At 57.9% G+C, this 22,485-nt stretch carries 15 protein-coding genes; 3 read left to right on the forward strand and 12 right to left on the reverse strand.

What is annotated here, in order from left to right:
• Positions 1-42: 42 nt before the first annotated feature.
• The 3 genes from PW789_RS02050 to PW789_RS02060 all read right to left on the reverse strand — a co-directional run bounded on the left by PW789_RS02050 (position 43) and on the right by PW789_RS02060 (position 6,476).
• The gene (locus PW789_RS02050; RefSeq protein WP_299371599.1) at positions 43-1,725 is read right to left on the reverse strand and encodes a DUF885 family protein; all 1,683 of its coding nucleotides are present in this window, start codon (positions 1,723-1,725) and stop codon (positions 43-45) included.
• 85 nt (positions 1,726-1,810) lie between these two features.
• Positions 1,811-5,347, reverse strand: coding sequence for a DNA polymerase III subunit alpha (gene dnaE / locus PW789_RS02055; protein WP_299370724.1), 3,537 nt, complete (start codon positions 5,345-5,347; stop codon positions 1,811-1,813).
• 94 nt (positions 5,348-5,441) lie between these two features.
• The gene (locus PW789_RS02060) at positions 5,442-6,476 is read right to left on the reverse strand and encodes a M20/M25/M40 family metallo-hydrolase (RefSeq protein WP_299370726.1); all 1,035 of its coding nucleotides are present in this window, start codon (positions 6,474-6,476) and stop codon (positions 5,442-5,444) included.
• Positions 6,477-6,549: 73 nt separating this feature from the next.
• Between PW789_RS02060 and PW789_RS02065 the strand changes: the two genes are divergently transcribed.
• Entirely contained in the window at positions 6,550-7,251 is a 702-nt protein-coding gene (locus PW789_RS02065) for an alpha/beta family hydrolase (RefSeq protein WP_299370728.1), read from the forward strand.
• Here PW789_RS02065 and PW789_RS02070 read toward each other — a convergent pair.
• A complete protein-coding gene (locus PW789_RS02070; protein WP_299370730.1) occupies positions 7,248-8,096 on the reverse strand; it encodes an alpha/beta fold hydrolase in 849 nt (282 codons plus the stop codon). The two genes, PW789_RS02065 and PW789_RS02070, sit on opposite strands and share 4 nt — an antisense overlap.
• Positions 8,097-8,386: 290 nt before the next feature.
• Here PW789_RS02070 and PW789_RS02075 point away from each other — a divergent pair, with 290 nt between their 5' ends.
• On the forward strand, positions 8,387-11,344 hold the full coding sequence (locus PW789_RS02075; protein ID WP_299370732.1) for an ATP-binding protein: 2,958 nt from the start codon (positions 8,387-8,389) through the stop codon (positions 11,342-11,344).
• A complete protein-coding gene (locus PW789_RS02080) occupies positions 11,337-12,782 on the forward strand; it encodes a sigma-54 dependent transcriptional regulator (protein ID WP_299370734.1) in 1,446 nt (481 codons plus the stop codon). Before PW789_RS02075 ends, PW789_RS02080 begins: the two co-directional genes overlap by 8 nt.
• Here PW789_RS02080 and PW789_RS02085 read toward each other — a convergent pair.
• The 8 genes from PW789_RS02085 to recN form a co-directional block, all read right to left on the reverse strand.
• Positions 12,779-13,834: a zinc-dependent dehydrogenase gene (locus tag PW789_RS02085; protein WP_299371602.1), complete on the reverse strand. Its 1,056-nt coding sequence runs from the start codon at positions 13,832-13,834 to the stop codon at positions 12,779-12,781. The two genes, PW789_RS02080 and PW789_RS02085, sit on opposite strands and share 4 nt — an antisense overlap.
• Before the next feature lie 37 nt (positions 13,835-13,871).
• Entirely contained in the window at positions 13,872-14,588 is a 717-nt protein-coding gene (locus tag PW789_RS02090; protein ID WP_299370735.1) for a nucleoside phosphorylase, read from the reverse strand.
• Positions 14,585-15,595 carry a hopanoid-associated sugar epimerase gene (hpnA, locus tag PW789_RS02095; protein WP_299370737.1) on the reverse strand — a complete coding sequence of 337 codons (1,011 nt, stop codon included), beginning with the start codon at positions 15,593-15,595 and terminating at the stop codon, positions 14,585-14,587. The genes PW789_RS02090 and hpnA overlap by 4 nt, the downstream gene beginning before the upstream one ends.
• A 61-nt stretch (positions 15,596-15,656) precedes the next feature.
• Positions 15,657-16,103 (reverse strand): hypothetical protein, encoded by a 447-nt coding sequence (locus PW789_RS02100; RefSeq protein ID WP_299370739.1) that lies wholly within the window; start codon positions 16,101-16,103, stop codon positions 15,657-15,659.
• Between the two features lie 6 nt (positions 16,104-16,109).
• Positions 16,110-17,249 (reverse strand): adenosyl-hopene transferase HpnH, encoded by a 1,140-nt coding sequence (gene hpnH, locus PW789_RS02105; protein WP_299370741.1) that lies wholly within the window; start codon positions 17,247-17,249, stop codon positions 16,110-16,112.
• A 29-nt stretch (positions 17,250-17,278) separates the two neighbouring features.
• Positions 17,279-19,315, reverse strand: a complete 2,037-nt coding sequence (gene shc / locus PW789_RS02110; RefSeq protein ID WP_299370743.1) for a squalene--hopene cyclase — start codon at positions 19,313-19,315, stop codon at positions 17,279-17,281.
• Positions 19,316-19,345: 30 nt separating this feature from the next.
• Positions 19,346-20,356: a 4-hydroxy-3-methylbut-2-enyl diphosphate reductase gene (locus tag PW789_RS02115; RefSeq protein WP_299370745.1), complete on the reverse strand. Its 1,011-nt coding sequence runs from the start codon at positions 20,354-20,356 to the stop codon at positions 19,346-19,348.
• A 403-nt stretch (positions 20,357-20,759) separates the two neighbouring features.
• A complete protein-coding gene (gene recN, locus PW789_RS02120; RefSeq protein ID WP_299370747.1) occupies positions 20,760-22,445 on the reverse strand; it encodes a DNA repair protein RecN in 1,686 nt (561 codons plus the stop codon).
• Positions 22,446-22,485 lie beyond the last annotated feature (40 nt).

Below are 22,485 nucleotides of genomic sequence, written 5' to 3' on the forward strand. Positions count from 1 at the left end.
CTCGTCTCGATGGCCGGTGTGATGTTCGCCCAGCTTGTAACTTTACTTACGATTCCAGGCAAAAGAAGATGCAATTGGGGGAACATCGCTCGCGTCGCCGAGCATCTCCCAGCGCTGCAGCGCAAAGGGGACATTTCCGTTCAGCCAGACGAAGTCGTGAAACGTCTGCAGATTGAAGGCGCTCCCCTGCTTTTGCCGAGCGTCGCTGAGCATGCGAATGATGTCGAGCTTGCCGATCTGGTAGGTAATCGCCTGCCCCGGCGTGGAGGCAAACATGGCAGCCTCGTCACGGGCTGTCGGCGCGTCCATGGGAACGGTGCGGGTGAGATAATCGGCTGCCTGTTCCAGAGTGAAGGTATCGAGTGCCAGGCGGATGTCGACCTCGGTCCGCAAGGCGCGCAGACGCATCATGCTGTAGATGCTCTCCTTCATCCGCGGTGCGTCGTCGAAGATGCCGGCCTCGAGCATCATCTCTTCGGCATAGAAGCCGATGCCCTCATTCGATTCGGAGTCGTAATAGTGGCGGCGGATCGGATCCGGATGATGCCAGCTCCATGCCATCTGGAAGTAATGGCCGGGGACGCCTTCGTGAATCATCAATGGCCGCGTGTCCATGGCGGTGACGACGGAGAAGAAGTCAGTGGCCTTGGCCGGATCGCCTTTATAGCTTGTGCTGTCCTCGTTGAGACGGGATGGACCGGTCAGGTCGTCCGTAACTCCGAGGAAATCAAGTGCGGCGACGTAAGGTGGAATTGCGCGGTCGTGATAATGCTTTACATCTTCAGGAACGGAGAGGATGCCGTGTGAGACAAGGTATTGCCGAATGGAGAGTTCGGCCTGATTGGCACTCTGCTCCTGCGCCTGGATGTCAGGAAAGATTGGCATCCTGGGCAGCTTGCTGTTGGCTGCCTGAGCGAAGCTTTCGAATGCGACGGAGCGTTGCCACTCCTGACGTCCCATGGCTAGCATCTGCTCCGGGCTATAGGACAGGAGAGCGACGTTGCGAAGGAAGTACAGGTACCCCTCTCGTCCAACAGCAGTCTTTTCCGGCAGCCCCGACGACCTGCTCTTGAGCCACTCGCGATAACTGGCGAGGGCCTCCTGCGCCGCGACGACGTCCTTATCGAGCTTCGTCTTGTTGTCCTGAGAGAACTCTGGCTGCAGGCCTTCCTTGAAGCGCTGGAGGTGGCCTTCGATGTGATCAAGATTGTGCAGCGTCACGCGAACATAGGGGCCGCGCATGTCGGTGAGATTCTCGCGGGCGTCTTTCAGCGTGTCCGGGATTCGTTCGAGACGCGCGAGAATGATCTTCTGCCGTTCGGCCTGAATTGGAGGAGGAGGCAGGATGGCAGCATAGACACTGCCAAGCCCCTGCTGCACATAAAAGTCCGGATTCTCACGCCACATGGGGACGACATCGAGCTCCCAGTCGACACGGGCAATGGCAGAGCCAAGGAGCCGATAGTCGATCTGGTCGATGACCGAGGCGCCACTCACATCGAGCGCACGCCACTGCTTTTCAAACTCCGCGATGCGTGCGTGATAGCGCTTGACCGCAGACGGAGACCAGTCGACGCGGAAGTCTGTTGCGCGCTCAATGCGCGGGATATCGTCGTTGGTAAACGGCTGCTCTGTCGCTCGCCATGTCCAGAACGACTCGCTGAGGTCATCCAATTGCCTGCGCTGAAATGCCGCATGCGCATCGGCGCACGCCAGCAGAGACACTGCTGCCAACAGTGCTGCGATTCCTCGATGAAAGGCCATATCAGCAACAGTACATGGGCAGACGTGTTGACTGAAAGCTGTATTGTTATTCGATCACGCGGACACCGCCCTGCCCGACAAGCTCTTCGACACGATCGATAAAGAGCCGGTCAGCGGCAACCGTGACTCCTGACGGCTCAAGGACAGCACAGAACTCTCCCGGCTCTTCAAGATCAAGCAACAGCTTCCCCTGTCCGGGCGCGTCCGTGAGGATAGCGTGCAGTTTCTCCAGCAACGCGACATCGGGGCTGTGCAGCGGCACCTTGATCCGCAACGCGCCAGGGAGCCTGACCTTGACATCTTCAAGCGCCTGAATCGAGGAGATGGCTAGCTTGGGCGCTGAGTCTTCTTCGCCACGCAGCACGCCACGCACGAGAACCGGAACTTCGATCTTAAGTTTCTCGGCTAGCTTCTCGTACGACTGCGGGAAAGCAATCAGCTCAATCTTTCCGGTCGTGTCCTCGAGAGCGGCCTGCGCATAGAGTTCGCCGGAGCGCTTGGACTTGGCGACCTTGAGGCCGGTGATCACGCCTGCTATCTGGATCTCGTTCTGTGGGGACTCGTCGCGGCCGCGGCGGTAGACCTGCGGCTCCGGCTTCATCTCGACGGCTGTGGCGGTATCGACCACCTTAATGTTGCGTAGCTTCTCGCGGTACTTGTCCATCGGATGTCCGGAGACGAAGAAGCCAAGGACTTCCTTTTCGTTCTGCAGGCGAGTGTGTTCATCCCATTCAGGAACGCTGGGAAGCGAATCGACCGATTGACCGGACGAGGCCATGTCGGAGTCGAAGATACCGAAGAGGCCGTGCTGTCCGGCAGCAGCATCGCGTTGCGCCTTCTGAGCGCGCTCCATCGCCGAGTCCAGTGCCGCTGAAGTCTGCGCACGATTGCCGAAGGCGTCCATGGCACCGGCCTTGATCAGCGACTCCAGCACGCGCTTGTTGAGACGGCTGAGGTCAACCTTCTCGCAGAACTCCCATAGCGAAGAGAAACCGGGCTTGCCTTCCTTCCGCAATTCGGAACGAGCAGCGATGATGGACTCAATGGCGTTGTGACCGACGTTCTTGATGGCGGCAAGACCGAAGCCGATAGCGTTCCCCTGCTCATTCTTCACCGGAGTGAAATTCGCGTCGGACATCTGCACGTTGGGCGGCACAACGGGGATATTCATCTCCTTGCACTCGCCGATGTACTTCACGACGTTTTCCGGCTTGGAGGTTTCACTCGTAAGCAGTGCAGCCATAAATTCAACCGGGTAGTGCGTCTTCAGCCACGCTGTGTGATACGCGAGGAGAGCGTATGCAGCCGAGTGCGACTTGTTGAATCCGTAGCCCGCAAACTGAAGGATAAGGTCGAAGAGCTGGCCCGCTTTATCCTTTGGGTGCTTGCGATCGGCGGCACCTTGCATAAACAAGTCACGTTGCTTGGCCATGGCTTCGGGATCTTTTTTACCCATGGCGCGGCGCAGCAGGTCTGCGCCGCCAAGCGAGTAGCCAGCGATTGCCGAACTGATTTGCATGACCTGCTCCTGATAGACGATCACGCCGAGTGTCTCTATCAGGATGGGCTCGAGTTCGGGAAACATGTATTCGACGGCGCGGCGCCCCCACTTGCGCTCGATGAAGTCGTCGATCATACCGCCCTGAATCGGGCCAGGACGATAGAGCGCGTTGAGAGCGGTGAGGTCTTCGACGGTCGTCGGCTTGTAACGGCGGAGCACGTCACGCATGCCGCCGGATTCAAACTGGAAGACGCCGGATGTCAAGGCTCGATGGAAGACCTGTTCGTAGGTCTTCGCATCGTCGAGAGGAATCTTGGTCAGGTCAAGCTCTTCGCCGGTCGTCTGCTTGATGAGCTTCAGGCAATCATCAATAACAGTGAGTGTCGTCAGACCGAGAAAGTCCATCTTGAGAAGACCCATCTTCTCGACGGCCTTCATGTCGTAGGCGGTGACGGTGGCGTCGTCCTTGGTGCGCGTAACGGGAACGAGCTCGGTGAGCGGCTTGGGAGCGATGACGACACCGGCGGCGTGAACGCCGGCCCCACGCACCAGTCCCTCAAGCCGCATAGCCGTATCGATCAGCTCTTTGACCTTAGGATCGGAGTCGTATGCCGTTGCGAGCGGACCGTTGTCCTTAAGTGCCTGATCGATCGTGATGCCGATGGTCGGCGGGATCATCTTGGCGACGCGATCGACCTCGCCATAGGGCATCTCGAGCGCACGTCCAACGTCCTTGATGGCAGCCTTGGCGGCCATCGTATTGAACGTAATGATCTGCGCGACCTGATCGTTGCCGTACTTGCGCTTGACGTACTCGATGACCTCGCCACGGCGGTTCATGCAGAAGTCGATATCGATATCAGGCATGGAGACGCGCTCAGGATTGAGGAAGCGCTCGAAGAGCAACTCGTTCTGGAGCGGATCGATATCCGTGATCTCCATGACGTAGGCCACGAGAGATCCGGCGGCAGAACCACGGCCCGGGCCTACCGGAATTCCCTGCTCCTTTGCGTAACGGATGAAGTCCCAGACGATCATGAAGTAGCCAGGAAACTTCATCTGCTTGATGCAGTCGAGTTCGCGGTTCAACCGCTCTTCGTACTCTGCAATGGTCTTCTTGAGCAGGCCGTTGGCGCGGAGGTGCGCCACGTTGGTATCGAGGCGCTTGCGCAGGCCTTCGCGACAGACGCGCTCGAAGTAGGAGTCGAGATCATGCCCGTCGGGGACGGGAAACTCCGGGAAGGGATTGTCGACGGCGCTGAGCTTGAGGTTGCACCGGTCGATGAACTGCATCGTGCGCGTGCAGACATCAGGATTGTCGGCAAAGAGACGATGCATCTCCTCCGCCGACTTGATGTAGAACTCCTGCGTGTCGAACTTGAAGCGGTTGGGGTCGTTCATGCTGCCTGCGGTCTGAACGCAGAGCAGGATCTCGTGGGCGCGCGAGTCGTCGCTGGCGACGTAGTGGCTGTCGTTGGTCGCGATGAGCGGAATGTTAAGCTCACGCTCCATGCGATAGAGCGCCTCACGCACAGGCTTATCGGGCTCCAGGCCGTGGTCCTGCACCTCGAGAAAAAAGTTGCCCTTGCCGAACATGTCTTCGAAGTGGCCCGCAGACTTCTTGGCCTCTTCGTACTTCCCTGCCATCAGGTGCTGGTTGACCTCGCCGGCGAGACAGCCGGAGAAGGCGATCAGCCCCTTCGTGTGGCGGGAGAGAAACTCCTTGGAGACCCGCGGTTTGCGATAGAAGCCGTGAAGCGCCGCCTCGCTGGTTAGTCGGACAAGGTTGCGATAGCCCTCTTCGTTTTCGGCCAGCACGAGGAAGTGCTTGTAGCCGCCGGACATCTCGCGGTGGTCTTCCGTCTCGGAGAGGTAAAGCTCGCAGCCAAGGATAGGCTTGATGTTCTTCTTCTTCATGGCATCGAAGAAGTGAACCGCGCCAAAGATATTGCCGTGATCAGTCATGGCGGCTGACGTCTGGCCTATTTTGTTGAGGTGCGCGGCGAGTTTGTCGACGTCGCAAGCTCCATCGAGGAGAGAATAATCAGTGTGGAGATGGAGGTGCGTAAACTCGGCTGCCATGACTCCATGTTAAGCCCGCAGCAATTGAGGAAAACAGGGACGAAACTGCCAGGAACCGTTCCATGTTCCCGGCAGCTCAGATGGCGACCCGACTTTAGCCGACCAGACCAATAGCAAGGTCGTAGTAAAGGTCTACGGCCTCAAGCAGTTCCTTCTTGGCGATCTTCTCGTTTGGCGTGTGCGCAACGTGGATGGAGCCGGGGCCGAGGAGGAAGGGCTCTCCCCAGTTGGTCAGCGAGGGAATATCGGTCGTAAACTTGGCCACCATGGTGGGGAGATTGCCGACCTTCCTCATCCGAACATAGGGCAGTTCCAGAGAAAATGAGACATCGGCACGATCGCCGACGACCTTGACGATATTGGCTTTGGTCTCATCCGCAGGTGAAACAAGGCGAATCAGCAGGTGGGCCTCGGCCTTATCGGCAATGACGTTGGGTGCGCGACCGCCTTCAAGCAGGCCAATATTCATCGTGGAAGGGCCAATCTCCGGCTCAACCGGAAGCGGCATCGCCAGGAGATCGTGCAAGGCTTCGATTAACTTGTCGATTGCAGATTCACCGAGTTCGGGGTAAGCGGAGTGGGCCATCTTGCCCTTAGCGCGCAGCTCGACACGGAGAGCCCCCTTGGAAGCAAGCGCGAGACGGTTGTCGGTAGGCTCGCCGTTGATCAGGAACTTCGATCCCCGGGGATTCTCGTTGGCGACCGTGGCCCCAGCCGAGTCGCGCTCCTCGCCAACAACGAACAGCAAACCGACCTTGACGCCAGCTTCGCGCAAGCGATCAGCCGCTGCGACCTGGGCGGCGAGGATTCCCTTTGCATCGCAGGTGCCGCGGCCATAAAGGAACTCATCATCTTCAGTGCAGCCGAAATAAGGCGGAACCGTATCGAAATGTGTCGAGAGGACGACATCGGCCGTGACGCCGGGCATGGAGGCATAGACATTGAACCGATCGCTATCGCCTGCACCCGGCGTCATTGAGCGCTCGGGCTGAGCGACCGCCATCCGCTCGACCTCGTAGCGCTGGGAGAGAAGATATTCATGAAGAAAAGATCCGGCCAGGCCCTCGTTATAGGTGGTGGATTCGATATCGACGAGTTGCCGGGTGAGCTGGATAGGATCGACGGGCATGACTCCCAGCATACGATAGGCGCCTCGCAACCATGTTTTCGTCTTCCAGCTGCACAGATAAACTTATGGAACGATGACTTCGTCCGAAAGCTTCTCCCGCCCCTCTGTTCAATCAATCGATGATCTCCATGGCTCAGCCGGCAAGCTGGAAGCCATCCTGAATGGAGGGAGTGACGATGCGCGCTTTGCCGTTCTGGTCTGCCATCCCCATCCCCTGGGCGGAGGCACCATGCACAACAAGGTGGTCTATCACGCGATGAAGGCCTTCTCAGGCTTTGGCCTTCCGGTCTTACGTTTCAACTTCAGAGGAGTGGGGTTGAGCGAGGGTACGTTCGATCACGGCATAGGTGAACTGGAAGACGCCAAAGCTGGGCTCGACTGGTTGGCGGCGAAGACCGGACTGCCGATTCTGCTGGCAGGCTTTTCCTTTGGCTCATTTATCGGCATGCAGGCGGCATGCGGAGACGAGCGGGTCAAGGGAGTCATCGGTCTGGGAGTTCCCTACCGCGCCGAGGGGCGCAGCTATACCTACGAGTTCCTCGAACACTGTCCCCAACCAAAGCTGTTTATCAGCGGAACGGAGGACCAGTTTGGACCACAGGAAGCCGTCGAGCCAATGCTGCTGCGCGCAGCGGATCCCAAAAAGCTGGTCTGGATCGAAGGTGCAGAGCACTTCTTCCAGGGAACGCCGTCTTCACCAGGGGCAAAGCTTGCGCTGATGCAGGCCGCGATACGCGGCTGGCTGAAAGATACTTTTTCTCTGGAAGAACGCTAGGCTGTCTTTGGCGTGGAGAGCCAATCAGTCATCGCTCGATTGCAGATCTCCGGCATCTCCTGAAACGGAATATGCCCGACACCAGGAATCACAACCAGGCTAGAGCGCGAAAAGACACGCCCGAGATCCCTGGCGGAACGTAGCCCGACCGTATGATCGCGGTCTCCCCATATAAGCAGGATCGGTTTATCCGCAAGCTGCTCCAACGATGTACGCAGGCGCTCCATCCCCGCCTCCCATCCATGAAGGATGTTGAGTACATGGTCGATCGTTCCAGGGATGGAAAGTCCGTTGATGTATCCGTCAAGGACATCGCTGCGCAATCGCCGCGGATCACCGTACATTCTGCGGAGCGCAACCCACTTAATTGCTCGCGGCAACCATGGAATCTGCCGTGCGAACCATGCACCAAACCGAGTCTGGTAAAAGCGAATCAGCTGCAGCCCCAGATCGCAGTAAGGATTGGCAGGCGCAAACAGAATGAGCCTGCCGACGCGTTCAGGATGACGAGCGGCCAGCATCATCGACACCGCACCACCATGGGAGTGTCCTGCAACATCAGCCTGCTCGAGCCCCAGCGCATCCATGCAGGCTGCCATAGCATCTGCAGTGGCTTCGAGACTTGCATCGAAGTTCTCGCTTCGGTCAGAATCGCCCATATTAGGCAGATCGATGGCATAGACCGTGGCGTGGCTGGCAAGCGAACGTATATTTTGCTTCCAGTTCCAGGCAGACCCCACCAGACCGTGCAACAGAATCAGTGGACGCCCCTCTCCCGACTTGAGGTAGTGCAGGCGTGCTCCCGCGACCGAGACAAAGCCTCGTTCCATGCGAGATACCGACATAGCTTCCAGCAAGGGAGTAACCTCAAGAACAATGTTACAGGACTGTTAATCCACTGTTGCTGCCTAATTTAAGTTGCACAGCAACCGGGTTCAGGTCGAAGCTATTAACGGACAGTTTCTCCTAGCCGAGATTCGAAAGTCGTTCACGGACAAGGATCTAGGATTTTTCCCGTGACATATGGTTTTTCATATATTTAACGGGCTGCCTCGGCGCATCTCCGTGAAGATAATTGATTAAGTGGTTTGGCATGCTGTGTGCATGAACACCTCCAGGTACCGACGAAGGAACCATGAAGAATGCCGCGCAAACACGGATGTTGGCTGTTGCCCTTGCCGTTGTCACGCTGGGCGCCTTCGTGCTCGCAATCCTGAACCTGAAGAGTGAGAATAACTTCGAAGTCCCTACGGATGGAGTCTCCTGGGTGGAGGGTTCCGGAGGGCTGGTCGCGCGACACGTTCCAGCAGGATCTCCCGGCGAGCGAGCCGGCATTCGCACTGACGATGTTCTGATCGGAATCAACGAACGGCCAGTACAACGCATGGCTCCGTTTATGCGGGAGATGTTCCGCAGCGGTATATGGGCTCACTCCACATACTCAATTCTGCGTCCCCGGGCCCATGCAACCGATCTAAATAACGCCTCCAAGCTCGATATCCAGGTCATTCTGGAGCCGACGGAACGGTCCATTAACCAGGGCCTCCGCTTTATCGCGCTGGTCTATCTGTGTATCGGCATCTATGTCCTGTTCCGACGCTGGACGGCTCCAAAGGCAACTCACTTCTACATCTTCTGTCTTGTCTCCTTCGTCCTATACTCCTTCAAATACACGACTGAGCTGGATACCTTCGACTGGATCATCTACTGGGGAAACATCGCAGCCGCCGCACTGCAACCAGCCTTATTCCTGCACTTTTCCGTCAACTTCTCGGACGACTTTGCTTCGCCGACATCAGGCAAGCTAAGAAAGGCGCTCTGCGCGGCGCTGTACGTGCCAGGCGTCATGCTGATCAGCCTGCAGGTCTGGGCCATTCTCTTCTGGTCAGCGACGGAGTTGCTGCGGCATAAGCTCGACCAGCTTTCCGTCGGCTACATGGCCTTTTACTATGTGGCCGCCGCGGTACTCTTCCAGTTCCGTTATCGCCGTGCCAAGTCGGCACTTGAGCGACAGCAGCTGAAGTGGCTTACACGCGGAACCCTGCTGGCGATCACGCCGTTCACGCTGTTGTACGCGATTCCCTACCTCGCGGACATCACGATGCCGGCGACGCTCACCAAGCTGGCTGGCCTGTCTCTCGTCTTCCTACCGCTAACCTTCAGCTGGGCTATCGTGCGTTATCGCCTGATGGACGTCGATCTCATCTTCAAACGCGGCGTGACTTATACGTTAGCGACTGCAGCACTGGTGGGACTCTATTTTGGCGTCGTCGCCATTACGGCTGAGATGGTTCATGCGCGGCTCCCCAGCCTCAGCACCTGGGGCTTCCTGTTCGCGATCGTTGTCACCGGCCTGATCTTCGATCCGCTGAAACGTGCCATCCAAGGCCGCGTGGACCGCGTCTTCGATCAAAAGCGATTCGACTATCGCGAGACGCTGGTGGAGTTTGGGCGGGGCTTGAACTCGCAGACCGACCTGGGGACGCTGCTGGAATCCATCGTAGAGCGTCTTCCTCAGACTCTTCTGGTGACTCGTGTCGCCGTCTTTCTGGCACCTGAAACAGAGGTAACCAGATTGTCGCCGGCCTTTGAGCTTGCGAGTTCGCACGGTTTGACGAACATGCTGCCCGTCGAACTGAACAACCTCGACCTTCGCTTCCTCGACTTCGACCGCGCGGATTCCAATAGCCACCTTTTCCTGGAGAATCCGCAGCAGGTGCTTCGTCTGCCGGAGTCGCAACGCCTGTCAGCGTCGCGGCTTGACCTGAATTATTACGTCCCGTGCCGCGTGGCAAACCGCGGCGGTCACGGAACGCGTACGGTGGCAGTGATTGGCCTCGGTCGTACGAATGATGGCGACTTCCTGTCGAGCGAAGATATGGAGGTGCTGGAGTCGCTGGCTGGATATATCGGCATCGCAATCCAGAATGCTCAGCTATATCGCCGTCTGGAGCAGAAGATCACCGACTTCGAACGGCTGAAAGATTTCAACGAAAATATTGTCGAATCGATCAACATCGGTATCTTTGCCGTTGACCTGGAAGACCGTGTGGAGAGCTGGAATGCGCAGATGGAGGTCATGTTCTCGCGTTCGCGCTCCGAGGCTCTCCGGCAGCCACTATCGGCCCTCTTCTCCGCTGATTTTGTAGCGCGCTTCAATGACGTCCGTAGCGAACAGGGCACGCACACCCTATATAAGTTCCGCCTACCACTTCCATCAGGTGAGATCCGCACTGCGAATATTGCGATTGCACCTCTGGTGTCGAAGGATTTTGTGGCGATTGGCCGCATCATCCTGGTGGATGACATCACGGATCGCCTGCAGATGGAGGCGCAGCTCACGCAGTCGGAGAAGCTGTCGTCGATCGGACTCCTCGCGGCAGGCGTTGCGCACGAGGTGAATACGCCCCTTGCTGTCATCTCAAGCTATGCACAGATGCTGTCGAAGCATATGCGCGACGATGAACGACTGGCTCCCGTGCTGGAGAAGATTACGCAGCAAACGTTCCGGGCCTCGGAGATCGTCAACGGCCTGCTCAACTTCTCGCGGACCAGCGGCAGCGAATTTACCAGCGTTGATCTGAACGAACTGTTGCGCGATACGCTCGTACTGCTGGAGCATCAGTTCAAGACTGCGCAGATTCGCATACAGACAAACTTCGATACCGTTTTGCCTTCGATTCACGGCAACCGAGGCAAACTGCAGCAGGTGCTCCTGAATCTCCTGCTGAATGCGAAAGACGCCATGTTTGGCATGCAGGATGCCTCTCTTCGGATCGCCACCTTCCGCAGTGGCGGCAGGGTGATGGTGCGCATACAGGACACCGGTGCGGGCATCTCGCGCGAGCATCTGAACAAGATCTACGATCCGTTTTTCACCACGAAGACCAAGCCGCAAGAGGGTGGGCACAAAGGAACTGGCCTGGGACTCGCCGTAAGTTACGGCATCATGCAGGAACATGCAGGTAAGATCTACGTTGAGAGCGAAGTCGGCGTAGGCACCGCATTCCAGCTTGAGTTCCCTGCCGCCGCCAACCGCCCAGCAATAACGTCAACTCCACAGGAGATTGACAGGAAGACGATTCATGCCTGATACAAGCACTGAGGCTGGCTTCGAGACCGCCTCCCGTAAGGCCGACCTTATCGCCGGCAGCCCCCGCATCCTGATCATCGACGACGAATCCGGAATCCGCGAGTCTTTGGAGACGATGCTCACGCTTGAGGGATTCACCATCACTCTTGCGACCGATGGCGTCAGCGGCATGGAGCAACTCGCTCGCAATGAGTACGATCTTCTTCTTCTTGATCTGGCTCTTCCCGGCGAAAGCGGCATGGACCTCTTACCGAGGATCGTAGAGATGTATCCCACCCTGCCGGTCATTATGATTACCGCCTTCGGCACGATGGGAAATGTCGTCGATGCAATCCGCCTGGGCGCTGAAAACTTCGTTCAGAAGCCATGGGACAACGAGAAGCTGCTCGCGGACATTCGCACCGCCATCGCGCGGCACCGCGCCGAAGAAGAGGTCGTACAGCTCAAGCGAACACTGAAACAGCGCTATAACTTCGAGAATATCGTCGGCAAGAGCGATCCCATGTTGAAGCTCTTCGATCTGGTGGCGCAGGTTGCTCCCAGTCGTTCGACCATCCTCATTCAGGGCGAGAGCGGAACCGGCAAGGAACTCGTGGCGAAGGCCATTCATGCGAACTCTCCGCGGCGCGATAAGCCCTTCGTACCCGTCAACACGGGCGCGGTGCCTTCCGAGCTTTTGGAATCGACCTTGTTCGGCCATGTCAAGGGAGCCTTCACGTCAGCTGTCTCTGCAAAAAAAGGCCTCTTCGAGGTTGCTAATACCGGTACGCTATTTCTCGACGAGATCGGTACGATGACGATGGACATGCAAGCGAAGATCCTGCGCGTACTGCAGGATCGTCGCTTTATGCATCTTGGAGGTACGCAGGAGATCCAGGTCGACGTACGCATCATCGCCGCAACCAATGTTAATCTTCAGGATGCTGTACGCGCCGGACGCTTCCGCGAAGATCTCTTCTATCGTCTGAATGTCATTACGCTGGAACTGCCTCCTCTGCGCTCACGCCGTGAGGATATTCCTCTGCTGGCGGCACACTTCCTGAAATTCTTCGGCAACGAGAACGGCATGGAGGAGCGCACTCTGTCACCGGAGGCCATGCGCATCATGATGGATTATGAGTGGCCTGGCAATGTGCGAGAGCTGGAAAATGCGATTGAGCGCGGTGTCGTGCTCTCGACAGGCAAGATCATCCCACCGGACCTTCTTCCGTCGCAGCTGAACGGCAATACGTATTCGTCTGCAATGTTGGAGCAGCAACCGGATGCGTCCCTGTTTGACCTCATGGAAGAGATCGAGCGCCGCATTATCGCGGACCGCCTGGAGCGCTGCCACTGGAATCAGACAGAGGCGGCGGAGTACTTCCGCATTCCTCTCTCCACGCTCAACCAGAAGATCAAGCGGTTGAACGTGGAGATCAAGAAGCGCAATCGCGATTAGTTCCCTGCTGCCTGAATGACGATCTTCATCGAATCCGGCTGCGGATTCGATGCAAGATCGATGGCAGCAACGGCGTCTTCGATGGAGAAGCGGTGGGAGATCAACTGCGTCAGGTCGAAGCCTGAGGTATAGCCCTCCAGCACAAGCTGCGTCACCTCGTCCTGAATAGCGACCGAGGCGCTGTAAGAGCCCATCAGTGTCTTCTCGTCCATGCAGACGGCCGCCGGATCGAATGGGGCCTCCCCATGTTGGGTGGCAGCAAAGAGCATGACGCGGCCGCCGGGACGGATAGCATCCATTGCAACGGTGATGAGAGCGTTGCCGCCGACAGCCACAAGAGCCACATCGGCACCGCGTCCTTCGGTTGCAGCCTTGGCTGCAGCAACGACATCGCCGCGAGCGTCCAGGGGATGATCCAGGCCAAACTTCGCAGCAATCGCGTGACGCTCGGAATAGAGATCGCTGGTCAGAACCTTGGCTCCGGTACGCTTCGCTAAAGCAGCGAGCAGGATCCCGATGGAGCCCTGGCCAATGACGAGAACCGTCTCATCGGCTTGAAGATTCAGCATCGCCACAGCCTTGTAGCAGGTATTGACTGGCTCAATAAAAGCCGCCTGCTCAAAGGGAACGTGATCCGGAATCTTCACCAGGCCGCGACGGACGATCCAGTCCATGACACGGATGTACTCGGCAAAGCCTCCGCCGGAGGGCTCAAATCCAGCAGTGCAGCCAACCTTCTTGTAGGTCTCGCACTGAGCGAAGGTCTGCTTGCGGCAGTAGAAGCATTCGCCACAGGGGATGTGGTGATAAGCCATCACACGATCGCCGACGACAAACCCGGTCACACCCTCGCCAACAGCAACAACCGTACCGGACATCTCATGGCCGAAGACTCGCGGCGCGGAGTGTGAGCCGGTATGAATCTTCTTCAGATCGGTGCCACAGATACCGCAGGTGTGAATCTTCACCAGCACTTCCCCGGGGCCGATCTGCGGCACGGGGATGGATTCGATGCGAACATCGTTAACGCCACGGTAGACAGCGGCGCGCATGGTCTGGGGGACTAAAGAATTTTCTCTACTCACTGAGCTAAACGGCTCCCGTTCGATTGGTTCGTTCAATATCTTTTTGCTCAAGAAATTTATGGACCTTAGTTGCGAGTGCTTCAGCTGCACGCCGGCTATTTTTTCCCAGATGCGCAAGCGACGCCCAGAAGTGAGGTCTAACGGCGACATGCGCAAGAAAGGCAGCCATACGCATCTGCCCCTGATCATCGATGAAGGGATTCAGATCAGGCAGCATGGCATTTGCTCCGTCAGAGACTCCCTTGAAGCAGCCTAGGGGAATACCACGCATGGCCGCCAGGCGGGCAATCGTTGCGGCCTCCATATCGACCAGGACCGCGTTATAACTCTGCCACAGACGGCGCTTTTCCTTTGCATCAGCGACGATCGGAGTGGTTACAAGACGCAGAGCACGCTTGCCACTGCACAGCGCAAAGCGTTCTCCAGTCTGCACGTCAATGATCTCCGAGGGGACATAGCACTCTCCGGTACGCATCCCGGAATCAAGGGCTCCCGCCCAGCCTATTGAAAGGACGAGATCGAGTGAGCCGAAGAACTCCGCGGCGGTAAAACTGCGCATCGCCGCGGCGGAACCCATTCCACCGCACACAGCGATCAGGTGATCGTCACCGCTGTTCTTTGTCCACACAGAGACGCCGCGCGTTGTCCCATGTTGACGCTCCCACCCGCGAACAAGTGGCTGAAGCTCACCAGGAAGCGCCGCGATGATACCGATCCTCATCGAGTCGAACCACCAACCGTAGGAGCATATCCATTCGCGACAAACCAATCGATTGCAGAACGCAGCGCGTTGTAGATCGGAGTAACGTGAAAGCCGAGTTCGCGTTCTGCCTTGGTCGAAGAAGCAAACATCATCTTCTTCCCCATGCGGACGGCCTCGATTGTGGCTCGGGGTTCCTTGCCCAGGAGGCGGCCAGTAATGGTCTCGTCAAAGAATGCGAAGGCCATGGCGACGGCATGCGGTACCTTCATCGTCGGCGAAGGAAGCCCCGTAATAGCGGACATGCGATCGAGAATCTGCTTGAGCGTCAGATTCTCGCCGCCAAGGATATAGCGCTCGCCCGGAGTGCCGTGATCGAGGGCAGCGACATGGGCCTTCGCAACCTCGTCTACGTCAACCAGGTTGAGGCCCGTATCGACGTATGCGGGAAATTTGCGATTCAGGAAGTCGACGATGATTCTTCCCGTCGGCGTAGGCTTGAGATCGCCTGAGCCGATAGGCGTCGTAGGGTTCAGGATCATGACATGCTGACCGGACTGCGCCGCCTTGATCGCCTCCTGCTCACCGAGGAACTTCGAGCGCTTGTAGTGCCCGATCATGTCGGCCAGTGATACTGGAGTTGCTTCATTGACGATCGTGCCGTCGGTCCTGAATCCCATCGTAGCGACGCTGGAGGTATAGACAACGCGCTGTACTCCAGCCTCGCGCGCCAGGCGCAGCAAGGCACGAGTGCCATCGACGTTGGCAGCATACATCTCAGAGGGATCGCGCACCCAGAGGCGATAGTCCGCGGCAACATGAACAAGCGCGTCGCAGCCCCGGAGCGCGGAGAGCAAATCCTGAGGCTGACGCAGATCACCAGTGACTAAATCTGCGTCAATGCCTTGAAGTGAATCGAGACGACTGGTTTTCCGAGTGAGAAGGCGAAGCTGAGCGCCTGCGTTGGCATAGTGCCGCGCAACATGAGCTCCCACAAAGCCCGTTGCTCCCGTTATGAATGCACGCACTTCGCGTCTTTCCTGGCTCGCATCACAGCGAGCGGTCATCGTGGATGAACTAGGCGTAGATTCAGTCGAGCTTTTCGGGTTCGATCTGAATATTCTTCTCGCCGGCGGCCTTCTTCTCCCAGTACTTCTTAACCCAGGCATCGAAGGTCTTTCCTGCAGCGGTATCACGTCCAGTGAAGGCGAGAGCCGCAATATCAGCGTAGCTGACATTGACCTTCGCTTTGTCCTTCACCGGAATGATACGCACAAACGAGTCGCCAAGCGAATTTCCGGAGCGGCGGTCGAAGAGATAACCCTCTACCGTTGTACCGTCCTTCCGGGTAATCGTCACGTCGCCGCGATAGTCGAAGGCCTTCTCCAATGCCTCGCGGACCTCGGCTTCACCCGCGAGAGCTGGAATCCAACCTTCGAGATTTTCCTTTTCGCGTCCAGCGATGACTTCAATCTCGTCGGCGGACTGGCTCCGCAGTTGTTCAATTTTAAGGTGTTCCTGCTGCTCGGTCGCCATGGTCGATTAGTCTCCGGATACGGCCTGCAGCTGATCATCTTTGGCAGCCGCTGGACTCTGAATCTGTACAAGCGGCATCGCGTGAGCCGGTTTCCACTCGTTGAGCAGCTTCTGCGCTTCAGCGTCTGCATAAGTCGGCTTGAAGATGTAGCGCTTCGCTGTTTCGATAAATCCCTTGAGCGAGCCGAAGTTGTAGTCGACGGCCGAAGCCTCATGGCCGGAGTGCACCATGCAATTGGCGCAGCGCGGATTGCCGCTCTTGGCTCCGTAGTTATCCCACGCCGTCGTCTCCATCAGCTCCTGGAAGGTATCGGCGTAGCCATCCTGCAACAGGTAGCAAGGCTTCTGCCAGCCGAAGATGGAGAAGGTCGGCATGCCCCAGGGGGTGCACTCAAAGTTCTTCTTGCCCATCAGGAATTCGGAAAACAGCGGATGCGTATTGAACTCCCAGGACTTCTTGCGGTTCGACAGAATCGCGCGGAAAAGCCGGCGCGAACGAGCCTTGCCGAGGAAGTGACTCTGGTCCGGCGCCTTGTCATAGGTGTAACCCGGCGAGACCATCATGCTCTCGACACCGGCTTCCATCAGCTGGTCGAAATGGCGTCGCACGCTGTTGGGATCGGCACCGTCGAAGAGCGTGGTGTTGGTCGTAACGCGGAAGCCTCCCGCAACAGCAGCGCGAATGCCCTCCATCGCGATTTCGTGCCCACCCTCGCGGCAAACCGCAAAGTCGTGATGCTCGCGCTCGCCGTCAAGATGAACGGAGAAAGAAAGATACTTCGACGGCTTGAAGAGATGCAGCTTCTCTTTGAGGAGGAGTGCATTCGTACACATGTACACGTACTTCTTGCGCGCGACGAGACCGGCGACGATCTCCGGCATCTGCGGATGCAGCAGCGGCTCTCCGCCTGGGATAGAGACCATCGGCGTGCCACATTCTTCAACAGCGCGGAAGCACTCTTCTGGCGTCAATTCCGACTTGAGGATGTGAGCAGGATACTGAATCTTTCCGCAGCCGGCGCAGGCAAGGTTGCAGCGGAAAAGAGGCTCGAGCATGAGCACGAGAGGGTAACGCTTCCGCCCCGTGAGCTTCTGCTTCAAAACGTAAGTTGCGACCGTCCAGGCCTGTGAGACCGGTACCGCCATGTGGGTGTTCCTCCCAGAGAACTTTTTACTTAGCTGGCAGCCTGTTCTGCTGCCTCGCGCGTCATCGCGCGTTCGTACGTGGTCAATGCAAGAAGCGGGAAGTACTGCTTATACAAGTGATACCCCAGATAAAAGACCCGGGGAAAGCCTGTTCCCGTGTAATAACTTTCGCCATTGCGGCCCGGAACCAATTCGTCCCAGCTGCCATCGGTGTGCTGGCGTTCGATTAGCCAGCGAACACCCTTGGCGATCGAATCGGAACGCGTGTCGCCTGCAGCCAGGAGACCGAGGATTGCCCAGGCGGTTTGCGAGGGTGTACTTGGCCCGATACCGCGCTGGTTAGGATCGTCGTAGGTCGTGCAGGTCTCTCCCCAGCCACCGTCGGTATTCTGCACCATACGAATCCACTCCGCGGCCTGCTGAATCGCCGGCTCATGGTTCCACATTCCCATGGCCTCAAGGCCACGCAGAACCAGGAACGTGCCGTAAAGATAGTTCACACCCCAACGGCCGAACCAGCTGCCATCCGGCTCCTGCTCTTTAAGGATGAACTGAACTGCCTTTTCGACTCGCGGATCTTTACGGGTATAGCCGTACTGCCCCAGCATCTCCAGCATGCGCCCAGTGATATCGACCGTCGGTGGGTCGAGCATGGCGTTGTGGTCCGCAAACGGAATGTACTGGAAGATGCTCTTCGTATTGTCCTTATCGAAGGCAGCCCAACCACCGTTCTTGCACTGCATCGCCCAGATCCAGTTGATGGCGCGCTGGCAAACCTCATACTGATAGCGCTCGCGAGGGTTATCCACGCTGTTCAACGCCATCAGAACCTGCCCGGTATCATCAACATCCGGGTAAAACTCATTGTCAAACTCGAAGTACCAACCGCCAGGCTCCACATTTGGAACCTTCTCGGCCCAATCGCCCTTCGTGCGAACTTCCTTCGAAAGGATCCAGTCAGCCGCCTTGAGCATGCGCGGATCGCTTCGGCTGACACCAGCCTCACCGAGCGCGTACATCGCCTGCGCAGTATCCCATACCGGCGGAAAGCAAGGCTGCATACGGAAGGTCGGTGTGGGATAGTCCGGGGTGCCCTCCGGGCAGTCGATCCCAAGACGCTCGAACTGATCCATCGCGCGGATCATATGGGGATCATCCAACGAGTAGTCGAGGCAGCGCAGCGCCACGATCGAGTTCAGCATGGCGGGATAGATCGCGCCCAGGCCGTCGGACTTCTCGAACCGATCGAGCATCCACTTCTCTGCCTTGCGGATGGCGACCTTGCGTAGCGGGCGAATATGGACCCGCTCGAACCAGTGAACCATGCGGTCGGTTAGCAGAAAGAAGTTGCGCCAGCCGATCGGGTGCTTCGCATCCCACTTAAGGTGAAGGTCAGCGTTTTGACGGCCGCCGACGAAAAGCTCGTCGATTCCCTGCTCGGGAGTGATCTTTTTGAATGGCTTCTTTGCGTAGATGATTGCCAGCGGCACAAGAATGCCGCGCGACCAGGACGAGATCTCGTAGATGTTGAAGTAAAACCAGTTGGGAAACAGAACGATCTCAGGCGGCACCGCGGGCGCAGCATCGTAGTCGTACTGGCCCAGAGAGCAGAGATACATCTTAGTGAAGGTATTGCAAGCGGTGACGCCACCATTGGCCAGAACCCAGTTCCGCGCCTTCACCATCAGCGGATGATCCGCAGACCAGCCCATCAGCTTGAGGGCGAAGTAAGCCTTGACCCCATAGTTAATGTTCGACGGTCCGCCCGGATAGAGGCTCCAACCACCATCCTCGTTCTGATGACGCAGAATCTCGTTCAGCGCACGCTGCATCTTTCCCGGATCGCCGGTTCCAAGAAGCGTGTGCATGTAGATGTAGTCGGCTTCGAGCATGACATCTGCTTCGAGCTCACCACACCAGTAACCTTCCTCGTGCTGCTGACCGAACAGCCAGTCCTTCGCACGGCGGATGCCATCCACCACCTGGTCGAGTCCAAGATCAAGTCTGCCGAAGCGGGGCTGGGAAGGCTGCCCCGGTGCCTGCGGATTACCTGTCGTTCTGCTCATTCACGGATGCTCTCTGACCTGGGGTTGCCGTTACTGCGCTACTGCTGGTGCCGGGTTGATAGCCTGCACCAATCCTGGGGGCAGACCAAAGCGAACATTCTCGGGCATGACTTCGACCTCGTCGACTGAGCCATAACCTTTAGACTGCAAATAGCCCACAACGTCTTGCACAAGAACCTCAGGAGCCGAGGCGCCGGCTGTAACTGCAACGGTGCCAACGCCATCCAGCCACTCCGGCTTAATGTCGTCAGCCTTGTCGATCAGGTAGGAGTTGGTGCCGAGATTCTTCGAAACCTCCACCAGACGATTGGAGTTGGAACTGTTGCGCGAACCGACGACCAGGACGACATCCGCACCATGAGCGACGTTCTTGACCGCCGTCTGGCGATTCTCCGTCGCATAGCAGATGTCCTGCGCATGAGGACCGACGATGCTCGGGAACTTCTTCTTGAGCGCATCGATCATGTACTTCGCCTCGTCGAGCGAAAGCGTTGTCTGGGTAAGGTAAGCAACCTTGTCGGGATCCGGCACGACCAGCGCCTCGACCTCTTCGACGCTCGAGACGACCTGTGTCACATCCGGAGCTTCGCCCTGAGTACCCTCTACTTCTTCGTGATCGCGATGACCAACGAGAACCAGCGAGTAGCCCTGCTTTGCAAACTTGATTGCCTCAACGTGAACTTTGGTGACCAGCGGGCAGGTCGCGTCAACAACCTTGAGGCCACGCTCCTTGGCGCGCTCGCGCACCGCAGGAGAGACGCCATGCGCGGAGTAGATCACGCGCGCGCCCTCGGGCACCTCGTCCAGTTCGTTGACAAAGATGGCGCCCTTCTTGGCAAGATCGTTGACGACGTAGCTGTTGTGAACGATCTCTTTGCGGACGTAGATGGGAGCGCCAAATGTCTCAAGCGCGATGCGCACGATATCGATAGCACGCACCACCCCGGCACAGAAACCACGGGGCTTGAGAAGGAGGACTCGTTTGGTTGTCGCAGTAGAGCCGCCGTCTGTTACGGCAGCGTAATCGAGAGTAGTGGTCACTCTCCAAGTATACCCTGTCTACCCTTAAAACTGTTGGCCAGATGAACCATCTGAGGTGCACAACAAGAGCCGTACCCGGCCAAACGGCCGGAGGAGCGGCAGATCGGGAAGACACTTTCAGCCTAACCGGCTCAGAAGCAGGTAAAAAGCTGTATTTGTTGCATTTACGGCAATACCTCTAATGCGTGCATTCTGGATGCCCGCACTGGCAACGCAGTGTCATAAATCTCCTGGCGTCCTCGCACTGGGTAGAGCAGTACTTCGAACCCGCCTGTGCCATGCAGTTACAACCCGCTGTCGCACATTTCTGAGGAGTTGCTGCCATACGGAGGTCCCTCCCATGGACCGGTTTGCCATGTTGGGATGCCACTCAATGATCCGGGGATGCGTTCGGGGGTCAGTTTTAGCGGCTCATCTCAAGCAGGTGTGCCGCATGTTTCAGGCTGGTCTCGGTCAGCACCTCTCCGCTGAGCATACGGGCGATCTCCCTGGTGCGCTCCTCGTCCCCCATGCGGCAAATCTCGGTCTGGGTGCGCCCCTTCTTCTCGGACTTTACGATCTGGAAGTGCTGGTCTGCGAAGGCAGCGATCTGCGGCAGGTGGGTGATGCAGAGGACCTGCTGGCCGGAGGAGAGTGTCTTGAGCTTCCGGCCGACGGCCTCGGCCGCCCGCCCGCCGATGCCGATATCGATCTCGTCGAATACCAGAGTGCGCGGGAGAGGCGTCTTCTTCTTTTTGCGGCCGGAGCCTTCCTCGACCGTCACCTTGAGCGCGAGCATGATGCGCGACATCTCACCGCCGGACGCGACCTCTTCGAGCGGTTTCAGCGGCTCGCCCGCGTTGGTTGCGATGCGATAGTCCACCAGATCCCATCCATGCGAAGTCCAGTGTTCGGGCGACTCCTGAGGATTGACCTCGGCGGCAAACCTCGCCTGCATGGCGAGGTCGTTGATCTGCGCCACGGCCAACTTCTCCAGTCGCTTCCCGGCCTCTCGCCTGGCTGCGGTAAGCATTGAGGCTGCAGTGCGATAGGACGCAGCGTCTTTCTGCTGCTCAGACTTCAGCTCAATCAGGATGGCGTCACGGTTCTCGACCTCGGCCAACTTGCGCGAAGAGTCTTCGCCAAAGGCAATCACCTCTGCGAGCGTGTCGCCATACTTACGCTTGAGGCGATCCAGCATGGCGAGGCGATCTTCAATATCCTCAAGCCGCCCAGGGGATGCGTTGATGTTTTCTGCAAATTCGCGGACTTCGGCGGCAACGTCCTCCACGATGGCCTTAGCCGCTGCAAGTTGCTGCGCCGGCCCGCTGAAGCGATCGTTAAAGCGGGCGAGGTCTTCGAGATGCTTGAGGGCTGAGCCGAGCGTGGTCTCGGCAGCACTTTCGCTCTCGTAGAGAAGCTCATTGGCGTTCATCGCAGCGGCGTAGAGGCGTTCGGAGTTTGCCAGGACGCGCTTTTCCCTATCCAACTGCTCATCTTCATCTTCGGCGGTTAGCTCTGCCTGCTCGATCTCGCGCGCCTGAAAACGCCAGAGGTCCGCCATACGCAGGCGATCCTGTTCATCCGACTCCAGTTCGGCGAGCTTGCTGGAAGTGGCGCGCCATTTGGCATAGGCCGCGGCGACGGCTTCGGTGGAGATCTCGCCGAAGCGGTCGAGAAGCGTGCGCTGCTGCGCCTGATCGAAGGAACCGAGCGTCTCTCCCTGGGAGTGAACCAGTGCAAGCTCGGGTGCGAGTTGACGCAGAACAGCGACTGTAGCCGGTTGATTGTTGATGAAGACACGGCCTTTTCCGTTGGCAACGATCTCACGGCGCAACAGAACATGGTCTTCCTCAGAGTCGATCCCGTTGGCATCGAGGATGGCTGCAGCGCCCGACGTCAGCTCAAAGACGCATGCGAGGATGGCCTTCTCTTCGCCGTGACGGACGAAATCCGACGAGGCTTTACCGCCAAGCAAGACTTGTAGCGCGTCGATAAGGATGGACTTACCGGCACCGGTCTCCCCGGTCATCAGGTTCAGTCCCGGGCCGAAAGACGCGACGGCACGGTCGATGACGGCATAGTTTTCGGCGCGCAACTCGAGAAGCATTCCTGGGCCTCAGCGGAACGGGTTAGGCCGAGGATAGCAA

It is taken from the genome of Edaphobacter sp., from assembly GCF_028283685.1.
In the GTDB taxonomy this organism is placed as follows: domain Bacteria; phylum Acidobacteriota; class Terriglobia; order Terriglobales; family Acidobacteriaceae; genus Edaphobacter.